Raw genomic sequence first — 19,239 nt, 5'->3', positions numbered from 1 at the left:
CCCCCCAGCCGGTCGTACCGGCGGGCGCCGGCGGCGTCGCCGGTCAGCTCGGCGGCCCGCGCGACGATGTCGGCCGACCGGGCCAGGTGCGCGGTGGCGATGACGTCGGGATCGGCCCGCGCCTGGAACGGCGAGTCCGGCGGCGCCGCCGGGTCGAGCCAGTCGCCGAACTGGAAGCCGCCGGTCCAGAGCCGGTCCGGGCCGGCCAGCTCGGCCATCCGGTCCACCCAGGCCCGCATGCTGGGCAGCTGGCGGGCGAGCAGGCCGAGGTCGCCGGTGCGCCGGTAGAGCACCCACGGCACGATGGTGGCCGCGTCGCCCCAGGCCGCGGTGGCCGGGCCGGGGCGGCGGATCACGTCCGGGACCACGAACGGCACCGAGCCGTCCTTCTGCTGCTCGGCGGCCAGGTCGGCCAGCCAGCCGGTGAGCAGGCCGGCGCTGTCGTACAGGAAGCTGGCGGTGGGGGAGAAGACCTGGATGTCACCGGTCCAGCCGAGCCGCTCGTCGCGCTGCGGGCAGTCGGTCGGCACGTCGACGAAGTTGCCGCGCATGCCCCAGACCACGTTGTCGTGGAAGCGGTTGAGCAGCGCGTGCGAGGACTCGAACCAGCCGGTGCGGCGCAGGTCGGAGCCGATCACCACGGCCTCGGCGTCCGCGGCGCGCAGCCCGGGCACGCCGGTCACCTCGGCGTAGCGGAAGCCGTGGAAGGTCAGCGTCGGTTCGAGCACCGTCTCCGCCGGACCGGCCAGCACGTACGTGTCGGTGGCCCGCGCGGTCCGCAGCGGCCGTACGCCCAGCTCCTCGTGCTCCAGCACCTCGGCGTGCCGGACCGTGACCTCCGGGCCCGCGCCGGTCCCGCGGACCCGCAGCCGGACCCGGCCCACCACGTTCTGCCCGAAATCGATTAGCGTCCGGCCGGCGGGCGAGGTCCAGACCCGCTGGGCCGGGAGCACGCCGGTGACCCGTACCGGGGGCCCGGCCGGCGCGACCAGCAGCGCCAGATCAGCGTCGACGACCTCGACGGCGTCCGTGCGCCGGGGCCCGGCCCGCAGGTCGGTGCGCTGGCCGTCGTACAGGTCGTCGGCGAGCACCCCGCTGTCGGCCGCGGTCCACGACCCGTCGGTGACCAGCCGGTGCACGGCCCCGTCGGCGGTGGTCACCTCCAGCTGGGCCAGCAGGGCCAGCCGGTCGCCGTAGAGGCCGCGCCGGCCCTGGAAGCCGAGCCGGCCGCGCCACCAGCCGTTGCCCAGCAGCACGGCGAGCCGGTTCTCGCCCGGGCGGACCAGGGCGGTCACGTCGTAGCTCTGGTAGCGCAGCCGGTGCGGGTAGCTGGTCCAGCCGGGGGCGAGCTCCTGGTCGCCGACCCGCTCGCCGTTGAGCTCGGCGGTGTAGAGGCCGTGGGCCGTGGCGTGGAGCCGGGCCCGGACGATGTCGGTCGGCAGCGTCACCGTGCCGGTGAGGATCGGGGCGGGCATGCCCTCGCGGCCGAGCGTCACCGGGCTGATGAAGCGGGCGGCCCAGTCGTCGAGGCCGCGCTCCACGACGGCCGGCGCGCTCCACCCGCTCCACGGGTCGCCGGCGCCGCGGACCCGCACCCGGACCCGCGCCCGCTCCCGGGGGCCGAGCGGCGCGCCGGGCCAGGGCACCAGCACCTGCTCGGCGGAGGCGACCGTCGTCAGCTCCACCGGCCCGTGGTCCCGGCCGATCTCGACCTGGTACGCGCTCTGCCGGTAGTCGGCGGGCGCCTCGGGGACCTGCCAGGAGAGCCGGGGCGCGGGCGTGCCGATGCCGAGGACGGGTCCGTCGTCGGTGTGGTGCTCGAAGCGGACCCCGGCGGGGGCGGCGGGGGACATAGGCACTCCAGAGGGGATCGGCCGCCTCTGAATCGATTCAACCGGCGGCCGCGGAACCGGGCCGGAAGGCGTTTCGGCGAGGTGGCGAGGATGTTTCGTCCGCACCCTGATCCTGCGTCCGGCGCCCGGCGCGACATAGCCCGCAGTGCACCGGTGGTAGCACGAAATTCACCTGGGCCCGGTCGCGCGCCGGTGTCGTATGGTCGCCCCATGGCCGACCCGCCGGTGGAGAACGCGCACGCCATGCTGTACTTCTCGGACGGCTCGCTGGCCTACGCCGGGCACTACCTGCACGAGGGCCTGCACCCGGTGCACACCCACAGCTTCGTCGAGATCGCCGTGATGACCGGCGGCGCCGGCGTGCACCACAGCCTGGCCGGCCGCCAGCAGCTGCGCATCGGCGACGTCATCCTGCTGCGCCCGGGCGTGTGGCACGGCTACGACGACTGCCGGCGCCTCGACCTGTACAACTGCTGCTTCTCCACCGAACTGCTCCAGCGCGAGCTGGCCTGGACCCGCGCCGACCCGCTGCTCGGCTATCTGCTGTGGACCGGCCCCTACTCCGACCAGCGGCGCGGCATCCTCACCACCCGGCTCGGCGAGGACCTGCTGGCCGAGTGCGTGGAACACCTCGACGCCCTCGACCGGCTCCGGTTCCAGCCGGTGAGCCGGCACCGGGGCGACATCATCGGGCGGCTCGCGCTGTTCCTGAGCTGCGTCGCCCGGGCGGTCGTGGACGGCGTGGACGCCGGCACCGGCCAGACCCATCCCGCGGTGGTCGACGCCATGCGGATGATGGAGGCGCGCCCGGCCCACCAGTGGACCCTCACCGAACTGGCCGAGGAGCTGCACCTGGCCCCCGGCTACCTGGTCCGGCTGTTCAAGTCGGCGACCGGCCTGCCCCCGATGGCGTACCTCTCCCGGCACCGCGTCGAGCTGGCGGCGGCCCGGCTGCTGCACACCGACGACGCGATCAGCCGGATCGGCGAGTCGGTCGGCTGGCCGGACCAGAACTACTTCGCCCGGCGGTTCCGGGCGCACTACGGGCTCAGCGCCTCGGCGTACCGCGCCCGCTTCAGCCACAACGCCGTACGCCTGCGCGCCTGGGGCTAGCTAGACGTTCAGCAGGCTCTCGATGCGGCGCAGGTGGTGGCGGGCCATGGCGAGGTTGGCGCGGGCCCGGTCCAGCGACAGGTAGAGGAACAGCCCGTGCCCCGAGCGGGCCTGCAACGGCCGGATCAGGTGGTACTGGGTCTCCAGCGTGATCAGCACGTCCTCGATCTGCTCGGAGATCCCGAGCAGGTCCATCGCCCGCAGCTTGGCCCGCACGACGTCGGTGTTGCCGGCCGCGGCGACGTTGAGGTCGAAGTCGCGGGTGCCGCCCGCGACGCCCAGGGCCATGCCGCTGGTGTGGTCGACCAGCGCGACGCCGATGGCGCCGTCGATCGTCATCGCGTCCTTGAGGGCAATGTCCATCTCGGCCATGTTCTCGTCCTCCAGGAGGGGTCGGGGGAACTCCAGCGTGACCGGCAGCGACCGATCTCGATCGGACTGGCTGTGCGATCACCGGCCGCGCGCCGACACTGTCGGGTACGCGACACATCGCGCGGCAGCAGATCGACGACGTTCAGCGTCTGCCTGGCGAGGAGGTGGCTGATGGGCGCCGAAGCCGACGATGCCGACGGGTTCGCCCGGGACCGGCTGGACTCCCTGCGCCGGTTCGCGTACCTCGTCTGCGGCAGCGCGGCGGAGGCCGACGACCTGGCCCAGGTCGCCGTCGTGGAGGTGTGGCGGCGCTGGGAGTCGGTCCGCACCGACCCGGAGGCGTACGCCCGGCGGGTCATCGTCACGCGCAACATCAGCCGGTGGCGGCGCTGGTGGCGCGAGGTCCCGTCGGTGCTGGCCGACCGGGACGGCGAGGACCCGGCCCGCCGGCGGGTCACCGACCCCGCGCTGTGGGACGCCCTGCACGCGCTGGGCCAGCCGGAGCGGACCGTCGTGGTGCTGCACGTGCTGTTCCGGTACACGTTCGACGAGATCGCCGCGATGTCCGGCGAGCCGCGCGGCACGGTCTCCAGCCGCTACTCCCGCGCCCTGCGCGCCCTGCGCCGGCACCTGAGCGCGCGGGCGGGCGCGGAACCGGATCACGACTGGCTGGTGAGGTTGACGCCATGAACGCCGACGACGACATCCTCGCCCGGCGGCTCGCGGTCACGCTGGCCCAGGCCGCGACCGCGCTGCCGGGCCCACCGGACGGCGCGCTGGGCGCGGTCCGGCGACGGTTCGACCGCCGGCGGCGCCGGCTGCGGCTGGCCACCGCCGCGGCCATGGCCTGCGTCGCGCTGGCGACCGCGGCGACGGTGGCCGGCCCGTACCTGGGGCTGCGCCCGTCACCGGCCGCGCCCCCGGACGGCGCCATCGACCTGTGGACGCTCGACGTCGCCGAACGCAACCCCGGCCTGCGGGACCGCATCGACGCGTACGACCGCGACTCCGGCGTCGGCGTGCGGCTGTCCACCTTCGGCAACGACGCGTACAAGACCGTGCTGGCCGCGCCGTGGCCGGATCCGGCGCCGGACGTCTACGAGAACTGGGGCGGCGCCAGCCTCGCCGGGCCGGTACGCGCCGGCCGCGCCGCCGACCTCACCGACGCGGTGGCCGAGCGGCCGGAGGTGGCCGGCGCCCTGCTGCCCGGCGTGCTCGCCGGCGCCCGGGTCGACGGCCGGCTGTACGGCCTGCCGATGACCGGGGTCCAGCCGGTCGTGCTCTTCTACCACAAGAAGCTCTTCGCCGACGCCGGCCTGAGCCCGCCGCGGACGTACGCCGACCTGCTCCGGGCCGTGGACGTCTTCCGGGACCGGGGCGTCACGCCGCTCGCGCTGGCCGGCGGCGAGCGGTGGCCCGCGCTGATGTACCTGGCCTACCTCACCGACCGGCTCGGCGGCGCGGACGTCTCCGCCGCCGTCGCGGCCGGGCGTCCCGGCGCGTGGCGGCAGCCGGCGCTGGCCCGGGCGGCCGCCTTGTGCCAGGAGCTGGTGCGCCACGGCGCGTTCGGCGACACCGCCGACGTGCTGCGCTACGACTCCGGCGACGCGTCCCGCTCGCTCGCCGACGGCCGGGCGGCGATGCAGGTGATGGGCAGCTGGGAGTACGGCAGCCAGCTGCACTCCGATCCCGCGTTCGCCGCGCGGGACCTGGGCTGGGTGCCGTTCCCGACCGTGGCCGGCGGCGCGGGGGACGCCGCCGACCTGGTCGGGGTCCCGGCCAACTACCTCACCGTGGACGCGCGGAGCCCGTACCGGGCGGAGGCGGTGGACTTCCTGCTGCGGACCGTGACCTCCGACCGGTACCTGGACGGCCTGCTCGAGGCGGGCGAGGTGCCGGCCGTCCGCGACCTGGAACCGCGCCTGGCCGGGCGCCCGCACGCCGACTTCGCCCGCTTCGCCCACGGGCTGGCCGCCGCCGCGCCCAGCTTCACGCTGGTCTGGGACCAGGCGCTGCCGCCGGCCGTGGCCGGCGAGCTCCTCGACCGGACGGCCCAGCTCTTCCGGCTCGAGATCACCCCCGAGGCGTTCGTGGCCGCCATGGCCGCGACGGGCTGACCGCCCGCACACCGACGCACCACCGACAACGGGAGGTTCCTGTGTTGCTGCCCCGCGCCCGGATCGCTGCCACGGCCGGCACCCTGCTGGTCCTGTCCCTGATCGGCCCGGCGCACGGTGCGCCGGCCGGGCTGCCGCCGCCGGCCGACGAGCGGGCCGCCGCGCCGCCGGCCGACTGCTCGGCGCGGGTCGGCTACCGGCGCAACGAGGTGCTGCCCGGTTACGCCGTACCGGATCGCGCGCTCGGCCGCGTCTGCGTCCCGCTCAGCTGGATCGATCCCGCGCCGGCCGGGTATCCCGGCGACTACCGGGTACGCGCGTTCTCCTTCGCCGAGGCGCAGCGCCAACTCGACGCGTGCCGGGCGGCGCCGCCCTGCTCGGCGCTGTCCGACGTGGCCGGGTACGTGCCCGACCAGTTCCGGTCGACCGGGGTGATCGACCTCGTCGGCGCCATCGACCCGTTCGCCGCGGACGTCGACCTGGCCGACATCCGCCGGCCCGCGTACTTCGGCCGGGCGCCGTACCGGGAGGGCATCGCGGCCGCCGAGCCGCGGACGAGCACCGTCGAGTTCACCGTGCCCGCCGAACCGTACGAGGTGATCAACCGGGGCAGCGCCGGGCCGGTCCGGCTGCGGGGCTGGTACCTGCGCGGCGCCGGGGTCCGCGCCGCCGGCGGGCGGCGGATCCGCGCGCTGGCCGTACTGCTGGGCGGCCGGACCATCGAGACGACCGCGGTGCAGGATCCCGGCGACCCGCTCTACACCCAGGACGTCACGGGGGCGTACCAGGGTGTGAGCTATCCGTCGCGGGGCACCGAGAAGTGGGGCGCGCGGCAGTGGCGGGAGTACCTGGCCGCCCTGCACCGGGCCGGCTTCGACGTGCTCACGGTCGACAAGCGGGGGCACGGCATCTCCGGCGGGCTGAGCGCCGACAACACCCTGCAGCAGGGGCTGGACCTGCTGCGGATGGTGGACGCCCTGGGCAGCGGCGCCGGACTGCGGGCGCTGGGCCCGGACGGCGCCACCCGCACCGGCGCCGAGGCGGCGCGGCGGATGCTGGGCCCCGGCGACCCGGCCCGCACCATGCCGGTCCTGCTCGGCGGGGCCAGCCAGGGCGCGTACGCGACCCAGTGGGCGATGGACGCGAACCTGCACCGCTGGTGCTCGCTCGACACCCCGGGACGGCCCTGTCACCCGCCCTGGGGCAATCGCCGGATCCGCGGCGCGCTCATCCTCGCCGCGCAGTGGGGCATGCCGTTCTTCGACCCGGGCGACCTGATCTACGCGGCCGCCCAGGCCGAGGTGAACCACTTCGTGTACGCCCCCACCAGCGAGCCGCTGGCCGGCCTGGGCGACTGGCCGGCCACGTTCATCGGCCAGGGCCTGTGGGACGAGTACCAGGGCCCGCTCGCCTCGTTCAGCGCGTACCGGCGCGCCGGCGGCCGGGCGGAGCTGGCGTTCGTGCGGGGGCCGCACTCGGAGAACGAGCACGGCGCGGCCAACGTGGCGTACCTGCGGGAGCGGCTGGTGCGGTTCGCGACGGCGGTGGTCACCGGGGCGCCGGTCCCGGCGTCCCGGTTCGCCACGCTGCCCGAAGCGGTGGCGGCGAGCCCGCCGGTGTGGGAGCCGTCGACCGTGCCGGCCGCGACCCGGTGAGGGCCCCGGGCATGTCCGGCGGGCAGGATGCCGCGCGACCTCTTAGGTTGGTCCGGTCGGCGACGGCCCGACCGCGAGACGGCGAGGGGACGACTGGTGAATCTGCCGCAGGACCGGGCCGGGGACCACCGGCTGTCGGTGAGCCTGCCCGGCGCGGAGCTCCCCGCGGCGCTCGGTGAGCTCCCGGCCGGGGTGGAGCTGCTGCGCTGGGACCTGGCCGGGCCCGCCCCGCGCGCCGCCATCGACGTCGTCGTGCTGCCCTACGTGCCGGGCAACGCGCACCTGAGCCGGCTGGCCGGGGTACGCACCCGGCTGGTCCAGGCGCAGTACCTCGGCTACGACGGGGTCGCCGAGGCGCTGCCGCCGGGACACGTCTACGCCATCGCGCGCGGCGTGCACGAGACCTCGACCGCGGAGCTCGCCCTCGCGCTGCTGCTGGCCGGGCAGCGGGGCATCGCCGACTTCGTCCGGGCGGCCGGGCCCACCGCGCCGGCGTGGTATCCGAGCTTGGCCGACCGGCGGGTGCTGGTGCTCGGTCAGGGCGGGGTGGGCCGGGCGATCGAGGCGCGGCTGGCCCCGTTCGAGGTGGACCTGGTGCGGGTCGCGCGGACCGCCCGCGAGGGCGTGCACGGCATCGCCGAGTTGCCCGCTCTGCTGCCCGCCTGCGAGGCGGTCATCGTGGGGGTGCCGCTCACCGCGGACACCGAGCGCCTGGTCGGCGCGGAGTTCCTGGCGGCGCTGCCCGACGGCGCGATCGTCGTCAACGTCGCCCGCGGCCGGGTGGCCGACACCGCCGCGGTCCTGCGCGAGGCCCGCACCGGCCGGCTGCGCTTCGCGCTCGACGTGACCGACCCCGAGCCGCTGCCCGCCGGCCACGAGCTCTACGGGCTGCCGAACGTGCTGATCAGCCCGCACGCCGGGGGCATGTCCAGCGCCATGCTGCCGCGGGTGGCGCGGCTGGTGCGCCGGCAGATCGAGCTGCTGCTGTCCGGCGCGGAGCCGGCCCACGTGGTGCTGCGGTCCTGAGCGGATGGAGCCGGCCGCCGCCACCCGCCAACGATCGGGTAGCGGCGGCCGGAGCTGTCACCGCCAGGTGTCGGTCCAGGTCGCCGTGCAGGGCGACGCGGCGGCGGTGGTCCGCGTCCGGTTGGGGTCGCTCTCCCAGATCACCGTCGACCCCTCCTTCTTGATGTACTTGTACTGCACCGCGGTGTTCCCCGGCAGGGAAACAGTCGCCCGCCACACCGGGTACGTCGCGGAGGACAGCGCGACCGCGTTCGCCGGGTTCCAGTTGCCCAGCGCCGCCGTGTTGCCGGTGACGTAGAGGTTCTGGCCCCACGTCGTGCTGGCGGTGGCCGCGAAGCTGGTCGCCGCCGTGGCGCAGCCCGCCGGGTCGTCGGTCGGCGGCGTGGTGGGCGTGGTCGGCGTGCCGGTCGTGGTGCTGCGGGCGTTGACGTGCAGGGCGAGCGCGGCGTTGGCGGCCACCGTGGCGGTCACCTGGCCGCTGCCGTTCACCGTGTACGACGGCCCGGTGCAGGCGCCGCCGGAGAGGTCGCCGGCCATCACGTCGCAGTAGGTGCCGGCCGGCAGGGAGGTCTGGAAGGTGCGGGTCAGCGCCGAGCCGGAGCGGTTGAACGCGGCGTAGCCCGCGCTGCCCCGGCCGAACGCGATCTGGTTCGAGCCGTTGCTCCACCAGTTGGTCACGCCCGCGCCGGCGGCCGCGTTGCGCAGCCCGACCATGTTGGCGGTGGTGCGCCAGCGGTGCTCGCACTCCCAGCCGCTGCCGCAGCTCACCGCGTTGGTGGTGCCACCCGCCGCGGTGGGCGGGCCGGCCTCGGCGTTGCCGAAGGTGAAGCTGGACATGACCTGCGGGACCCCGTACGGCCAGGCGATCATGAACGCCTCGGCCAGCGCGTACGCGGAGCCGTTCTTGTAGGTCAGCTTGGCCCGCCCGTTGCGCTGGGTGTCGTGGTTGTCGATGAAGGCGACCGCGTCGCCGGAGCCCAGCCGCATCGAGCCGGCCAGGTTGTTGAGGTTGGACAGGGTGCCGCCGGCGAAGGCGCCGCCGACCACGTCGCCGTAGCGGAACTCGGTCACGTCGCCGAAGCCGGTGTACTCCTCCGGCGTGGGCTCACCCGAGCCGCCCTCGATCACCTCGGAGAACACGTACGGGTCGCCGGTGACCGGGCCCAGGAACGCCGCCATGTCGCCGGCCGGCATGTGCTTGGCCGCGTCCACCCGGAAGCCGTCGACGCCCAGCGACACCAGGTCGTCGAGGTACGCGGTGAGCTTGCCCCGCACGTACGACGACTCGGTCTTGAGGTCGGACAGGTCGACCAGCTCGCAGTTCTGCACCTCCCACTTGTCGCCGTAGTTGGCGATGTCGTCGTTGCCGTTGCGCCCGCAGTGGTGGAAGTCGTCGGTGCCGTAGGGCACCGACGGGTACGCGTAGTGGCTGTAGGTCGAGCCGCCGCTGCCGGTGCCGGTGGACGCGCCGCCGGCCATGTGGTTGACCACGGCGTCGACGTAGATCTTCACGCCGGCGGCGTGGCAGGTCTGCACCATGCTCGCGAAGGCGTTGCGGTCGCCGCGGCGGCTGGTCAGCTTGTAGCTGACCGGCTGGTAGTCCTGCCACCAGGGGTAGCCGCTGCCGGGCAGCACCACGTGCTCCTGCGGCGGGGAGACCTGCACCCCGCCGAAGCCCTTGGGGCCCAGCGTGCTGGTGCACTCGCTCGCGACCGAGGCCCACGGCCACTCGAAGAGGTGGACGATGACGTCCTTGGCACCGGGGGAGGCGGTGGAGGCCTCGGCGTGCTCGGCGGTGCGGACGACGCCGACGGCCAGCAGGGCCGTGGCCAGGGCGGCGGTCGTCGCGGCGGCGACGGCCTGACGGGTACGCATGGGGACCTCCAGGGACGCGCAGAGCGGGCGGCGGGGAAACCGTTGAAACTTCTTGCGCAAGTGCCGGGAAGTTATCAGGGTGTTTCCCGCCGGTAAAGAGACCGCGCTCGATGAATACGCGTGATTTGTCGGTCCTTGTCGGCTTCGGCTTGCAGGAAAGGATCTTCACTGCTGGGCGTGTCGCCGGAAACGGGCAGGTCGCGGCGGTCCTCGCCGGCGCGCCGGGTGGCAAGGACTTTCAAAGATCAACTTAACAATCGTGACGCCGGGATGTCAGGCCGCGGTCACGTCCACGGTCTCGGCCGGCCGGCCGGCCTTGTGGCTGGCGGTGGAACCGCGTACCACCAGCTCGGGGGAGAAGACGTACTCCGAGCGCGGCGCGCCGTGGCCGTTGATCTCGTCCACGAGCTGGCGGATCGCCGCGTTGCCCATCGCCGCCACCGGCTGGCGCAGCGTGGTCAGCGGCGGATCGGTGAACGCGATCAGCGGCGAGTCGTCGAAGCCGACCACCGAGATGTCGCGCGGGACGCTGAGCCCGCGCCGGCGGGCCGCGCGGATCGCGCCCAGCGCCATCAGGTCCGAGCCGCAGACGATGCCGGTGACGCCGCGGCTGAGCAGCTGGCCCGCCGCCACCTCGCCGCCCTCGACGCCGAACAGCGTCAGCGCGACCAGCTCGTCCAGCTCCCGGTCGCTGGCGCCCAGCTCACGGCGCATGGCGGCGCGGTAGCCGGCCAGCTTGCGCTGCACGTTGAGGAACCGGTCCGGGCCCGAGACGAAGCCGATCCGGGTGTGTCCGAGCGCGACCAGGTGGGACACCGCCAGCTCGCCGGCCAGCCGGTCGTCGCAGGAGATGAACGGCGCGTCCAGCCCCTCGGCGTAGCCGTTGATCAGCACGATCGGCAGCGGGCGCTGCACCAGGCGGCGGTAGCGCTCGTGGTCGGCGGTGGTGTCGGCGTGCAGGCCGGAGACGAAGACGATGCCGGAGACCTGCCGGTCGAGCAGCATCTCCACGTACTCGTCCTCGGTCACCCCGCCCGGGGTCTGGGTGCACAGCACCGGGGTGAAGCCGCTCTGCGACAGCGCCGACTCGATGGTCTGGGCGAAGGCCGGGAAGATCGGGTTCTCCAGCTCCGGGACGATCAGGCCGACCAGCCCGGCGCTGCGCTTGCGCAGCCTTTCGGGCCGTTCGTAGCCCAGGACGTCCAGGGCGGTCAGCACCGCCTGGCGGGTTTCGGTGGACACGCCGGGCCGGTCGTTGAGGACCCGCGACACCGTCGCCTCGCTGACCTCGGCCTGGCGCGCGATGTCGGACAAACGTGCGCGCATGGGCGTCACTATAGAACCGTCCGTCCGCCGGGCCGGGGGATGACCAGCACCTGGAATCTTTTGCGGAAGGATTGCAAGGTCTTCCATTGCCGGAAATCCCTTGCTAACGTCCCCGCAACAGCCGGGCTGGGCCTATAGGGGCCTTGCATCCGGTTCCCCCCTTGATGTCCTTGCACGATCTTCGGGCGCCCCCGTGTGCCCGATAGGAGAAGACTATGCGCATCCGTACCGCGGGTGTCGTCACCGCCCTGGCCCTCGCGCTCGCCGCGTCGGGCTGCAGCGGCGGCGACGACGACCCGCAGACCCCCACCTCGGCCGCCCCGGCCGGCGCCAGCGGCAAGCTGGTCATCTGGGGCGACGACAAGCGGGCGGCGGCCCTCAAGCCGTTCGCCGAGAAGTTCGGCCAGGAGAACGGCGTCACCGTCGAGGTGCAGGCCATCTCCAAGGACCAGCAGACCACCTTCGTCACCGCCTCCCAGCAGGGCAGCGGCCCGGACGTGATGGTCGGCGCGCACGACTGGATCGGCAACCTCGTGCAGAACGGCGCGATCGACCCGGTGCAGCTGACCGCCGAGCAGCAGCAGGGCCTGGCGCCCAACGCGGTCAAGGCGGTCACGTTCAACGGCCAGGTCTACGGCGTGCCGTACGCGACCGAGAACCTGGCCCTGATCCGCAACACCAAGCTCGCGCCCGAGGCCCCGGCGACCATCGAGGACCTGGTCACCCGGGCGAAGGCCCTCAGGGCCGACAAGAAGGCCAGTGAGCTGCTCTGCCTGCAGGTCGGCCAGAACGGCGACGCCTACCACGCGTACCCGCTGTTCAGCTCGGCCGGCGGCTACCTGTTCGGCACCGCCGCCAACGGCGACTACGACAAGAACGACCTGGGCATCGCCAAGCCGGAGTCGATCGCCGCGTTCAAGAAGATCCAGGCGCTCGGCGAGAAGGGCGCGGGCGCCCTCAAGCGCTCGATCACCGTGGAGAACTCGATCGCCACCTTCACCGCGGGCAAGTGCGCCTACCTGGTCTCCGGGCCGTGGGCGATCACCGACGTGAAGAAGGCCAAGATCGCGTACGACATCTCGCCCGTCCCGGGCTTCGCCGGTGGCAAGCCGGCCCAGCCGTTCCTGGGCGTGCAGTCGTTCTACGTCGCGGCCAAGGGCAAGAACAAGGCCCTGGCCCAGGAGTTCGTCACCAACTACGTGACCACGCCCGAGCTGGCCGTCGCGCTGTACCAGGCCGAGCCCCGCCCGCCGGTCCTGACCGCCGCGTACGAGCAGGTCAAGGGCACCGACCCGGACCTCGCCAAGTTCGTCGACGCCGGCAGGAACGCCGTGCCGCTGCCCGCCATCCCGGAGATGGCGACCGTGTGGGACCCGTTCGGCAAGGCCGAGTCCGCCGTGATCGGCGGCGCCGACCCCAAGACCGCCCTGACCGCGGCGGCCAAGACGATCTCGGGCCAGATCAAGTCATGACCGACTGCACCGAGCCAGGCCCGGCGAACGCTGCCGACCGCCGTGACGGCGAGGGCCGGAAGGGCATGACGAAGGTGGCTCAGTAATGACGGCTCTTCTCGAGCGGAAGTCCGCCCCGGCCGAGGCTCCCGAGCCCTCCGGCCGGGGCGGCCTCGCCGGCCCGCTGGTCAAGGTCGCCCTGCTCGGGCTGGTCGCCGGGCTCGCCGTCTGGGCGGCGTTCCCGCTGATCGCCGAGCGGGCCTGGCCCGGCCTGGCCGTGCTGGTGGCCGCCACCGCCGGACTGTTCTACCTGTACACGAGCCGGCGGCACATCCCCGCCAAGTACCTGATCCCCGGCACCCTGTTCCTGGTCGTCTTCCAGCTCTTCCCGGTGGGGTACACCGCGGCGACCGCCTTCACCAACTTCAGCGACGGCCACCGCGGGGACAAGCGGGAAGCCGTCGTGGCCATCCAGACCGCGTCGGTCACCCGGGTGCCGGGCTCCGCCGAGTACGCGCTGACGGTCGCCACCACCGGCGACCCGGCCACCGGCCCGCTGACCTTCCTGGTCACCGACCCGGCCACCAGGGTCGTCTCGGCCGGCACGGCCGACGGGCTGACGCGGCTGCCGGCGGGCGACGTGACGGTCACCGCCACCGGGCGGGTCACCGCCGCCGCGGGCTACACGCTGCTCAACGGCGGTCAGGCCAGCGCCCGCAGCCGGGAGATCACCGATCTGGCGGTGCCCACCCCGGGCGGGGCGATCCGCTCGCAGGGGCTGTCGCGGGCGTACGAGGGCAAGGCCGGGCGGGCGTACGACGCGGGCTGCGACTGCATCCGCGACACCACCACCGGCAAGACGTGGACGGCCGACGAGCGGGTGGGCGCGTTCGTGGCGGCCGACGGGGAGCGGCTGGCGCAGGGCTGGCGGGTCGGCGTGGGGCTGAGCAACTTCACCCGGCTGGTCACCGACGCGGCGATCTCCGGCCCGTTCGCCCGGACGCTGATCTGGAACCTGTTCTTCGCCCTGGCCTCCACCGGCGGGACCTTCGTGCTCGGGCTGGGCTGCGCGCTGGCCCTGCACTCGCCCCGGGTACGCGGCCGCGGGCTGTACCGCACCCTGCTGGTGCTGCCCTACGCGATGCCGTCGTTCGCGATGCTGCTGGTCTGGCGGGACATGTTCAACACCGACTTCGGGCTGGTCAACAACCTGTTCGGGCTGGACGTGGACTGGTTCGGCGGCGCCGCCTCGGCGCGGGTCGCGGTGATCCTGGTGCAGCTGTGGCTGGGGTACCCGTACATGTTCCTGGTCGCCACGGGCGCGCTGCAGGCGATCCCGCCGGAGCTGTCCGAGGCGTCCCGGATCGACGGCGCGACGCCCTGGCAGTCGCTCAAGCGGGTCACCCTGCCGCTGCTGCTGGTGGCCCTCACGCCGTTGCTGATCTCGTCGTTCGCGTTCAACTTCAACAACTTCAACGCGATCTACCTGACCACCGAGGGCGCGCCGTTCCCGGCCGACAACCCGGCCAACGGGGCCACCGACCTGCTGATCACCTACACCTACCGGCTGGCGTTCGGCGGCTCCGGCGCGCAGTACGGCTTCGCCGCCGCGGTGAGCATCTTCATCTTCGTCATCGTCGCGGTGATCTCCATGGTCAGCTTCCGCCGCACCCGCCGCCAGGAAGAGGTCTACTCATGACGAAGTGGCTCGCGCGCGTCGGGTGGCGTCACGCGGTGGCGGTGCTGGCCGTGGTCTTCTCGCTGTTCCCGATCGTGTTCGTGGCCTCGGCGGCGCTGAACCCGCTGGGCACGCTGTCGTCGACCTCGGCCGTGCCGACCGGGGCGTCGCTCGGCAACTTCGCCAACCTGCTGACGGACACGGACTTCCCCCGCTGGTTCGGCAACTCGGTGCTGGTCGCCGGGGTGTCGGCGCTGGCGTCGGTGTTCCTGTCGGCGCTGGCCGCGTACGCCTTCAGCCGGATGCGGTTCCGCGGCCGGCGCCTGGGCCTGCTGGCCCTGCTGCTGATCCAGATGTTCCCCCAGTTCCTGGCGATCGTGGCCATCTTCCTGATGTTCTCCACGATCACCGAGCTGTGGCCGGCCATCGGCTTCAACCAGCCGTGGGGCCTGATCCTGCTGTACCTGGGCGGGGCGCTGGGGGTGAACACCTGGCTGATGAAGGGCTTCTTCGACACGGTGCCGCGGGAGCTGGACGAGTCGGCCACGATGGACGGCGCCTCGCACGCCCAGGCCTTCTTCCGGATCCTGCTGCCGCTGGTCGCGCCGATCCTGGCCGTCACCGGGCTGCTGGCCTTCATCGGCACGATCAACGAGTTCATCATCGCCAACGTGTTCCTGACCGACACCGGCGCGAAGACCCTGTCGGTCGGCATGTACGGCCTGGTCGCCGGCGAGCGCAACAACAACTTCGGGATGTTCTGCGCGGGCACCCTGCTCACGGCGGTCCCGACGGTGCTGGTGTTCCAGTTCCTGCAGCGCTACATCGTCAACGGCCTCACCGCTGGCGCGGTCAAGGGCTGAGCACGATCTTGCCGCGGGCGTGCTCGCGCCGCAGGCGTTCCAGCGCGGCCGCGGCCTCGGCCATCGGGTACGTGGCCTCGATGACCGGCGTGACCTCACCCCGCTCGACCATCGCGGCGAGCGTGGTGAGGTCGCCGACGTCGCGCCGGGCGGTCAGCACCCGCAGGCGGGAGCCGCCGAGCGCGACGCCGAGCAGCCGGGGCGCCGGGCCGAGGATCCGGCCGCCGTTGCCGGTGGACGCGACGTAGATGCCGCGCGGGGTGAGCCGGCGGCGCATCTCGCCGAGCGGTCGGCTGCCGGCGAGGTCGATGATCGCGTCGTACCGGCCGGTGATCGGGGCCCGGGTGTAGTCGATGACGTCCCGGGCGCCGAGCTCGCGGGCGAGTTCCGCGTTGCGGGTGCTGCAGACGGCCGTGACGGCGGCGCCCAGGGCCCGGGCGATCTGGACGGCGAAGGTCCCCACGCCCCCCGAGGCGCCGTTGATCAGGACGGTCCGGCCCGGTTCCAGCTCCGCCTTGCGGGCGGCCTGCAGGGCCGTGGTCGCCGCGACCGGCAGGGTCGCGGCGTCGGTGAAGGACACCCCGGACGGCTTGACCGCCAGGTGGGCCGCCGGGGCGGTGACGTACTCGGCGAAGCCGCGCTGCTCCACCTCGCCGAAGACTTCGTCGCCGGGGCGCAGGGCGGTGACCCCGGGCCCGGCCGCCTCGACCGTGCCGGCCACGTCGCGGCCGAGGATCGTCGCCCGCGGCCGGCGCAGCCCGAACGCGAGGCGGGCGATCCGCGGGGTGCCGGAGAGCAGGAGCAGGTCGGCGTGGTTGAGCGCGGCCGCCCGGACCCGCACCAGCACCTCGCCGGGGCCGGGCGCCGACCGCTCCACGTCGGACCAGTTCAGCACGTCCGGGGGGCCGTACCGGTGGTAGGTCAGGGCTTTCATGAGCGCCTCGCGTGGGTGAAGGTGTCGACGACGGCCTGCACGAGGCTCCAGGCGGCCAGGCCGATCAGGCCGGCCGTGACCCAGGCGGTGGTGCCGGCGGGCCAGCCGGAGTCCGGGTTGAGCAGGTGGTCCGTGGCCGCGGCCCAGGCCAGCACGGCCGCGCCGGCGCCGGAGACGACCGAGGCGGCCAGCGCGAGCGGCAGGCTCCAGCGCAGGTAGTAGCGGGCGAACGAGGTGCCGAGGGACAGGACGCCCAGGGCGATGAAGACCCAGACGAAGCCGGTGTCGTAGAGCCAGGGTGCGAGAAGATCGGGGGAGAGCAGGAGGAACGCCGTGACCAGCACCAGGATCACGGTCTCGGCGATCAGCTCACCCCAGCGGGCGCGGCGGCTGGGCGGCTGCGGCAACGCGTCGGGGGTCCAGCTCCGCCTCGGCGTCATCGCCGAGCTGCGGTCCAGGAGCGCGTACGCCAGGGTGGTCCAGACCGCGATGTGCACGGCGGTGGTCACCGCGGCGCCGAGGCTGTCGCCGGCCACCGTGAGCCAGGGCTTCTCGTCCAGCGCGCCGAAGAACGCGGCGACGGCGGCCACGACGGGGACCACGGAGACGAGCAGCGTGCTCAGCATCCGCGTGTAGTCGAGGAACACGGCGGGCCCGATCAGCTGCAACGGGCGGTCGGCGTAGCCGGCGGCGAGCCGGGCCGGGTCGCCCAGGCGGGTCAGCGCGGCCACCTCGGCCGGACCGGGGTCGTCGCCGGCCTCGACCCGGTCGTCGACGGCGTCGGCGATCGAGACCCGGAGTTCCCGTTCGATGTCGGTGCGCTGCCGGGCGGGCAGGCGGCGCAGGGTGGCCTGGACGTAGCGATCGGTCAGGCTGCTCATGACGCTCCCTTCAGGATGCGCAGTGCGGCGTCGAGCTGGTCCCAGTCGCGGCTGAGGGTGTCAGCCAGCGCGGCGCCGGCGGCACTGGTGCGGTAGAACTTGCGCGGCCGGGCCTCGTCGGTGTTCCAGTCGCTGGTGAGCAGGCCCTGCTTCTCGAGCCGGCGCAGCAGCGGGTAGAGGGTGTTGGCGTCCACCGAGAAGCCGCGCTGCGCGAGCAGGTCGAGCAGCGCGTAGCCGTAGTTGGGCCGGATCAGCACGAGCAGGCAGGCCAGCACGACCGTCCCGCGCCGCAGCTCCTGCAGGTGCGTCGCCAGCAGCTCGTCATCGGACATGGCTCACACTATAGCGTGTGGCACACACTATTGGGTGACGTGCTACCGACAGACCTCGGTTCGGAACCGGGTTGGACGCCGTCGCCGGCTGCCGGTCAGCGCACCCCGCTCATCAGGCGGCCGATCGGGCGGGCGCCGAGCGCCAGCGCCGCCCCGATCGCGATCGCGACCAGCCCCAGGATGCCGAAGTACGCGGCCTCGTGCTGCTCGCTGTAGAACCGGGCGAGGGTGCCCGACGCGGCCGTGCCCAGGGCCACCGACAGGAAGAACAGTGCGACCATCTGGGTGTGGAACGCGGCCGGCGCCAGCTTGGTCGACAGCGACAGCCCCACCGGCGACAGCAGCAGCTCGGCGATGGTGAAGACCAGCAGGATGCCGGCCAGCGCGAGCAGCGGGGCGCTGTTCGGGCCCCCGCCGGCCAGCGGCAGGAACAGCAGGAAGGCCAGGCCCATGATGGCCGTGCCGGCGGCGAACTTGATCGGCGTGCCGGGCTGGCGCGGGCCGAGCCGGGTCCACATCGCGGCGAAGACGCCGGACAGCACGATGATGAAGACCGGATTGATCGACTGGACCCAGGAGACCGGCATCTCCCAGCCGCCCAGGTTCCGGTCGAGCCGCTGATCGGAGTAGATCGTCACGACGGTGAACTGCTGCTGGTACAGCGACCAGAACACCGCGCTGGCGACGAACAGCGGGATGAAGGCGAGCACCCGCCGGCGCTCCACCTCGGTGATCCGGGAACTGCGCAGGATGACCACGAAGTAGGCGACGGCGGCGACGGCGCTCAGCCCGATCACCACAGTGGACAGCTGGCCGGCCCCCAGCACGCCGGTCAGCGCCAGCACCACGACCAGCAGGGCGGCCGCCGCGACGGCCAGCGCGACCGGCAGCCGGCGCCCCGGCGGCAGCGGGTTGGGCACGACCCGGGCGGCGCCGGTGAGCCGCTTGCGGCCGAGCGCGTACTGGGCCAGGCCGATCGCCATGCCGACCGCCGCCAGGGCGAAACCGGCGTGGAAGCCCCAGGTCTTCTGCAGCAGCCCGGTCAGCAGCGGGCCGACCAGGGCGCCGAGGTTGATGCCCAGGTAGAACAGCGAGAAGCCGGCGTCGCGGCGCTCGTCGTGCTCGTCGTAGAGGGTGCCCACCAGCGAGGTCGCGTTGGCCTTCACGCCGCCGCTGCCGATCGCGATGAGGATCAGCCCCACGGTCACCCCGGTCAGCCCGGGCAGCACGGCCAGGCTGATGTGCCCGGCCATCACGGCGACCGCGCTGAGGAACAGCACCCGCTCCGGGCCGAGCAGCCGGTCGGCCACCCACGCGCCGAGGATGGTGGCCAGGTAGACCGAGCCGCCGTACGCGCCCACGATGCTCGTCGCGGTCCGCTCGGACAGCCCCAGGCCGCCGTCGGCCGCCGCGTAGTACAGGTAGATCAACAGGATGCCCTGCATGCCGTAGAACGAGAACCGTTCCCACAGCTCGACGCCGAACAGGTTGGCCAGCACCGGCGGCTGTCCGAAGAAGGTGCGCTCGCGGGTCGCCGTCTCCTGGGTCATGACATGGTCGCTTACCGCGGTCGGCGGCGCGGTAAACGCGGCGGCGACGTGCGGGTGGCAGGGTGGGGCGGGGACTTCTTCGGGCGGGATGCGGGGACGGACGCCGTGGAGTCGGGCGCTGGGCGCGCCGCGGCGGGCATCACCGAGGACCTGCGGACGTGGGTCAATAGGCGGCTGATGACGTTGTTCTTCCTGGTGGCGGGCTGGAGGCGC

General features: G+C 73.6%; 16 protein-coding genes. 8 read left to right on the top strand and 8 right to left on the bottom strand.

Annotated elements, in window-relative coordinates:
- Positions 1 to 1,853: family 78 glycoside hydrolase catalytic domain (locus Ani05nite_RS21050; RefSeq protein WP_203770598.1), on the bottom strand; the 1,853-nt coding region annotated here is incomplete at its 3' end.
- A 210-nt stretch (positions 1,854 to 2,063) separates the two neighbouring features.
- Between Ani05nite_RS21050 and Ani05nite_RS21045 the strand changes: the two genes are divergently transcribed.
- Positions 2,064 to 2,966, top strand: coding sequence for a helix-turn-helix transcriptional regulator (locus Ani05nite_RS21045; protein ID WP_203770596.1), 903 nt, complete (start codon positions 2,064 to 2,066; stop codon positions 2,964 to 2,966).
- On the opposite strand, the gene Ani05nite_RS21040 is transcribed toward Ani05nite_RS21045, so the two are convergent.
- The gene (locus Ani05nite_RS21040) at positions 2,967 to 3,338 is read right to left on the bottom strand and encodes a hypothetical protein (RefSeq protein ID WP_203770594.1); all 372 of its coding nucleotides are present in this window, start codon (positions 3,336 to 3,338) and stop codon (positions 2,967 to 2,969) included.
- A 171-nt stretch (positions 3,339 to 3,509) separates the two neighbouring features.
- Between Ani05nite_RS21040 and Ani05nite_RS21035 the strand changes: the two genes are divergently transcribed.
- The 4 genes from Ani05nite_RS21035 (at position 3,510) to Ani05nite_RS21020 (ending at position 8,136) form a co-directional block, all read left to right on the top strand.
- Positions 3,510 to 4,028, top strand: coding sequence for a sigma-70 family RNA polymerase sigma factor (locus Ani05nite_RS21035; RefSeq protein ID WP_203770592.1), 519 nt, complete (start codon positions 3,510 to 3,512; stop codon positions 4,026 to 4,028).
- A complete protein-coding gene (locus Ani05nite_RS21030) occupies positions 4,025 to 5,455 on the top strand; it encodes an extracellular solute-binding protein (RefSeq protein ID WP_203770590.1) in 1,431 nt (476 codons plus the stop codon). The genes Ani05nite_RS21035 and Ani05nite_RS21030 overlap by 4 nt, the downstream gene beginning before the upstream one ends.
- A 41-nt stretch (positions 5,456 to 5,496) precedes the next feature.
- Complete coding sequence (locus Ani05nite_RS21025) at positions 5,497 to 7,110, top strand: hypothetical protein (RefSeq protein ID WP_203770588.1); 1,614 nt, start codon at positions 5,497 to 5,499, stop codon at positions 7,108 to 7,110.
- 96 nt (positions 7,111 to 7,206) lie between these two features.
- Positions 7,207 to 8,136: an NAD(P)-dependent oxidoreductase gene (locus tag Ani05nite_RS21020; RefSeq protein ID WP_203770586.1), complete on the top strand. Its 930-nt coding sequence runs from the start codon at positions 7,207 to 7,209 to the stop codon at positions 8,134 to 8,136.
- 57 nt (positions 8,137 to 8,193) lie between these two features.
- Here the strand turns inward: Ani05nite_RS21020 and Ani05nite_RS21015 are convergent, their stop codons facing one another.
- A complete protein-coding gene (locus Ani05nite_RS21015; RefSeq protein WP_203770584.1) occupies positions 8,194 to 10,011 on the bottom strand; it encodes a carbohydrate-binding module family 20 domain-containing protein in 1,818 nt (605 codons plus the stop codon).
- Between the two features lie 273 nt (positions 10,012 to 10,284).
- A complete protein-coding gene (locus Ani05nite_RS21010; RefSeq protein WP_203770582.1) occupies positions 10,285 to 11,337 on the bottom strand; it encodes a LacI family DNA-binding transcriptional regulator in 1,053 nt (350 codons plus the stop codon).
- A 215-nt stretch (positions 11,338 to 11,552) separates the two neighbouring features.
- Here Ani05nite_RS21010 and Ani05nite_RS21005 point away from each other — a divergent pair, with 215 nt between their 5' ends.
- The 3 genes from Ani05nite_RS21005 to Ani05nite_RS20995 all read left to right on the top strand — a co-directional run bounded on the left by Ani05nite_RS21005 (position 11,553) and on the right by Ani05nite_RS20995 (position 15,329).
- A complete protein-coding gene (locus tag Ani05nite_RS21005; RefSeq protein WP_203770580.1) occupies positions 11,553 to 12,809 on the top strand; it encodes a sugar ABC transporter substrate-binding protein in 1,257 nt (418 codons plus the stop codon).
- Positions 12,810 to 12,894: 85 nt separating this feature from the next.
- Positions 12,895 to 14,487: an ABC transporter permease subunit gene (locus Ani05nite_RS21000; protein WP_203770578.1), complete on the top strand. Its 1,593-nt coding sequence runs from the start codon at positions 12,895 to 12,897 to the stop codon at positions 14,485 to 14,487.
- On the top strand, positions 14,484 to 15,329 hold the full coding sequence (locus Ani05nite_RS20995) for a sugar ABC transporter permease (protein ID WP_203770577.1): 846 nt from the start codon (positions 14,484 to 14,486) through the stop codon (positions 15,327 to 15,329). Before Ani05nite_RS21000 ends, Ani05nite_RS20995 begins: the two co-directional genes overlap by 4 nt.
- Here the strand turns inward: Ani05nite_RS20995 and Ani05nite_RS20990 are convergent.
- The 4 genes from Ani05nite_RS20990 to Ani05nite_RS20975 all read right to left on the bottom strand — a co-directional run bounded on the left by Ani05nite_RS20990 (position 15,319) and on the right by Ani05nite_RS20975 (position 19,026).
- Positions 15,319 to 16,263: an NAD(P)-dependent alcohol dehydrogenase gene (locus Ani05nite_RS20990; RefSeq protein WP_203770575.1), complete on the bottom strand. Its 945-nt coding sequence runs from the start codon at positions 16,261 to 16,263 to the stop codon at positions 15,319 to 15,321. The two genes, Ani05nite_RS20995 and Ani05nite_RS20990, sit on opposite strands and share 11 nt — an antisense overlap.
- Positions 16,260 to 17,144, bottom strand: coding sequence for a permease prefix domain 1-containing protein (locus Ani05nite_RS20985; RefSeq protein ID WP_203770573.1), 885 nt, complete (start codon positions 17,142 to 17,144; stop codon positions 16,260 to 16,262). Before Ani05nite_RS20985 ends, Ani05nite_RS20990 begins: the two co-directional genes overlap by 4 nt.
- Positions 17,141 to 17,476, bottom strand: a complete 336-nt coding sequence (locus tag Ani05nite_RS20980; RefSeq protein ID WP_203770571.1) for a PadR family transcriptional regulator — start codon at positions 17,474 to 17,476, stop codon at positions 17,141 to 17,143. The genes Ani05nite_RS20985 and Ani05nite_RS20980 overlap by 4 nt, the downstream gene beginning before the upstream one ends.
- Before the next feature lie 95 nt (positions 17,477 to 17,571).
- On the bottom strand, positions 17,572 to 19,026 hold the full coding sequence (locus Ani05nite_RS20975; RefSeq protein ID WP_203770569.1) for a peptide MFS transporter: 1,455 nt from the start codon (positions 19,024 to 19,026) through the stop codon (positions 17,572 to 17,574).
- Positions 19,027 to 19,239: the final 213 nt, after the last annotated feature.

The organism is Actinoplanes nipponensis, from assembly GCF_016862275.1.
GTDB classification, from domain to species: domain Bacteria; phylum Actinomycetota; class Actinomycetes; order Mycobacteriales; family Micromonosporaceae; genus Actinoplanes; species Actinoplanes nipponensis.
Note: the sequence above shows the minus strand (reverse complement) of the source record. Positions and strands in the feature narration are given on the sequence as shown.

Excerpts from the sequence above, each read along its gene's own strand:
- Ani05nite_RS20980 (WP_203770571.1), bottom strand. The coding sequence starts at position 17,476 with ATGTCCGATGACGAGCTGCTGGCGACGCACCTGCAGGAGCTGCGGCGC.
- Ani05nite_RS20975 (WP_203770569.1), bottom strand. The coding sequence starts at position 19,026 with ATGACCCAGGAGACGGCGACCCGCGAGCGCACCTTCTTCGGACAGCCG.
- Ani05nite_RS20990 (WP_203770575.1), bottom strand. The coding sequence starts at position 16,263 with ATGAAAGCCCTGACCTACCACCGGTACGGCCCCCCGGACGTGCTGAAC.
- Ani05nite_RS21030 (WP_203770590.1), top strand. The coding sequence starts at position 4,025 with ATGAACGCCGACGACGACATCCTCGCCCGGCGGCTCGCGGTCACGCTG.
- Ani05nite_RS21045 (WP_203770596.1), top strand. The coding sequence starts at position 2,064 with ATGGCCGACCCGCCGGTGGAGAACGCGCACGCCATGCTGTACTTCTCG.
- Ani05nite_RS21015 (WP_203770584.1), bottom strand. The coding sequence starts at position 10,011 with ATGCGTACCCGTCAGGCCGTCGCCGCCGCGACGACCGCCGCCCTGGCC.
- Ani05nite_RS21040 (WP_203770594.1), bottom strand. The coding sequence starts at position 3,338 with ATGGCCGAGATGGACATTGCCCTCAAGGACGCGATGACGATCGACGGC.
- Ani05nite_RS21000 (WP_203770578.1), top strand. The coding sequence starts at position 12,895 with ATGACGGCTCTTCTCGAGCGGAAGTCCGCCCCGGCCGAGGCTCCCGAG.
- Ani05nite_RS20995 (WP_203770577.1), top strand. The coding sequence starts at position 14,484 with ATGACGAAGTGGCTCGCGCGCGTCGGGTGGCGTCACGCGGTGGCGGTG.
- Ani05nite_RS20985 (WP_203770573.1), bottom strand. The coding sequence starts at position 17,144 with ATGAGCAGCCTGACCGATCGCTACGTCCAGGCCACCCTGCGCCGCCTG.
- Ani05nite_RS21010 (WP_203770582.1), bottom strand. The coding sequence starts at position 11,337 with ATGCGCGCACGTTTGTCCGACATCGCGCGCCAGGCCGAGGTCAGCGAG.
- Ani05nite_RS21005 (WP_203770580.1), top strand. The coding sequence starts at position 11,553 with ATGCGCATCCGTACCGCGGGTGTCGTCACCGCCCTGGCCCTCGCGCTC.
- Ani05nite_RS21035 (WP_203770592.1), top strand. The coding sequence starts at position 3,510 with ATGGGCGCCGAAGCCGACGATGCCGACGGGTTCGCCCGGGACCGGCTG.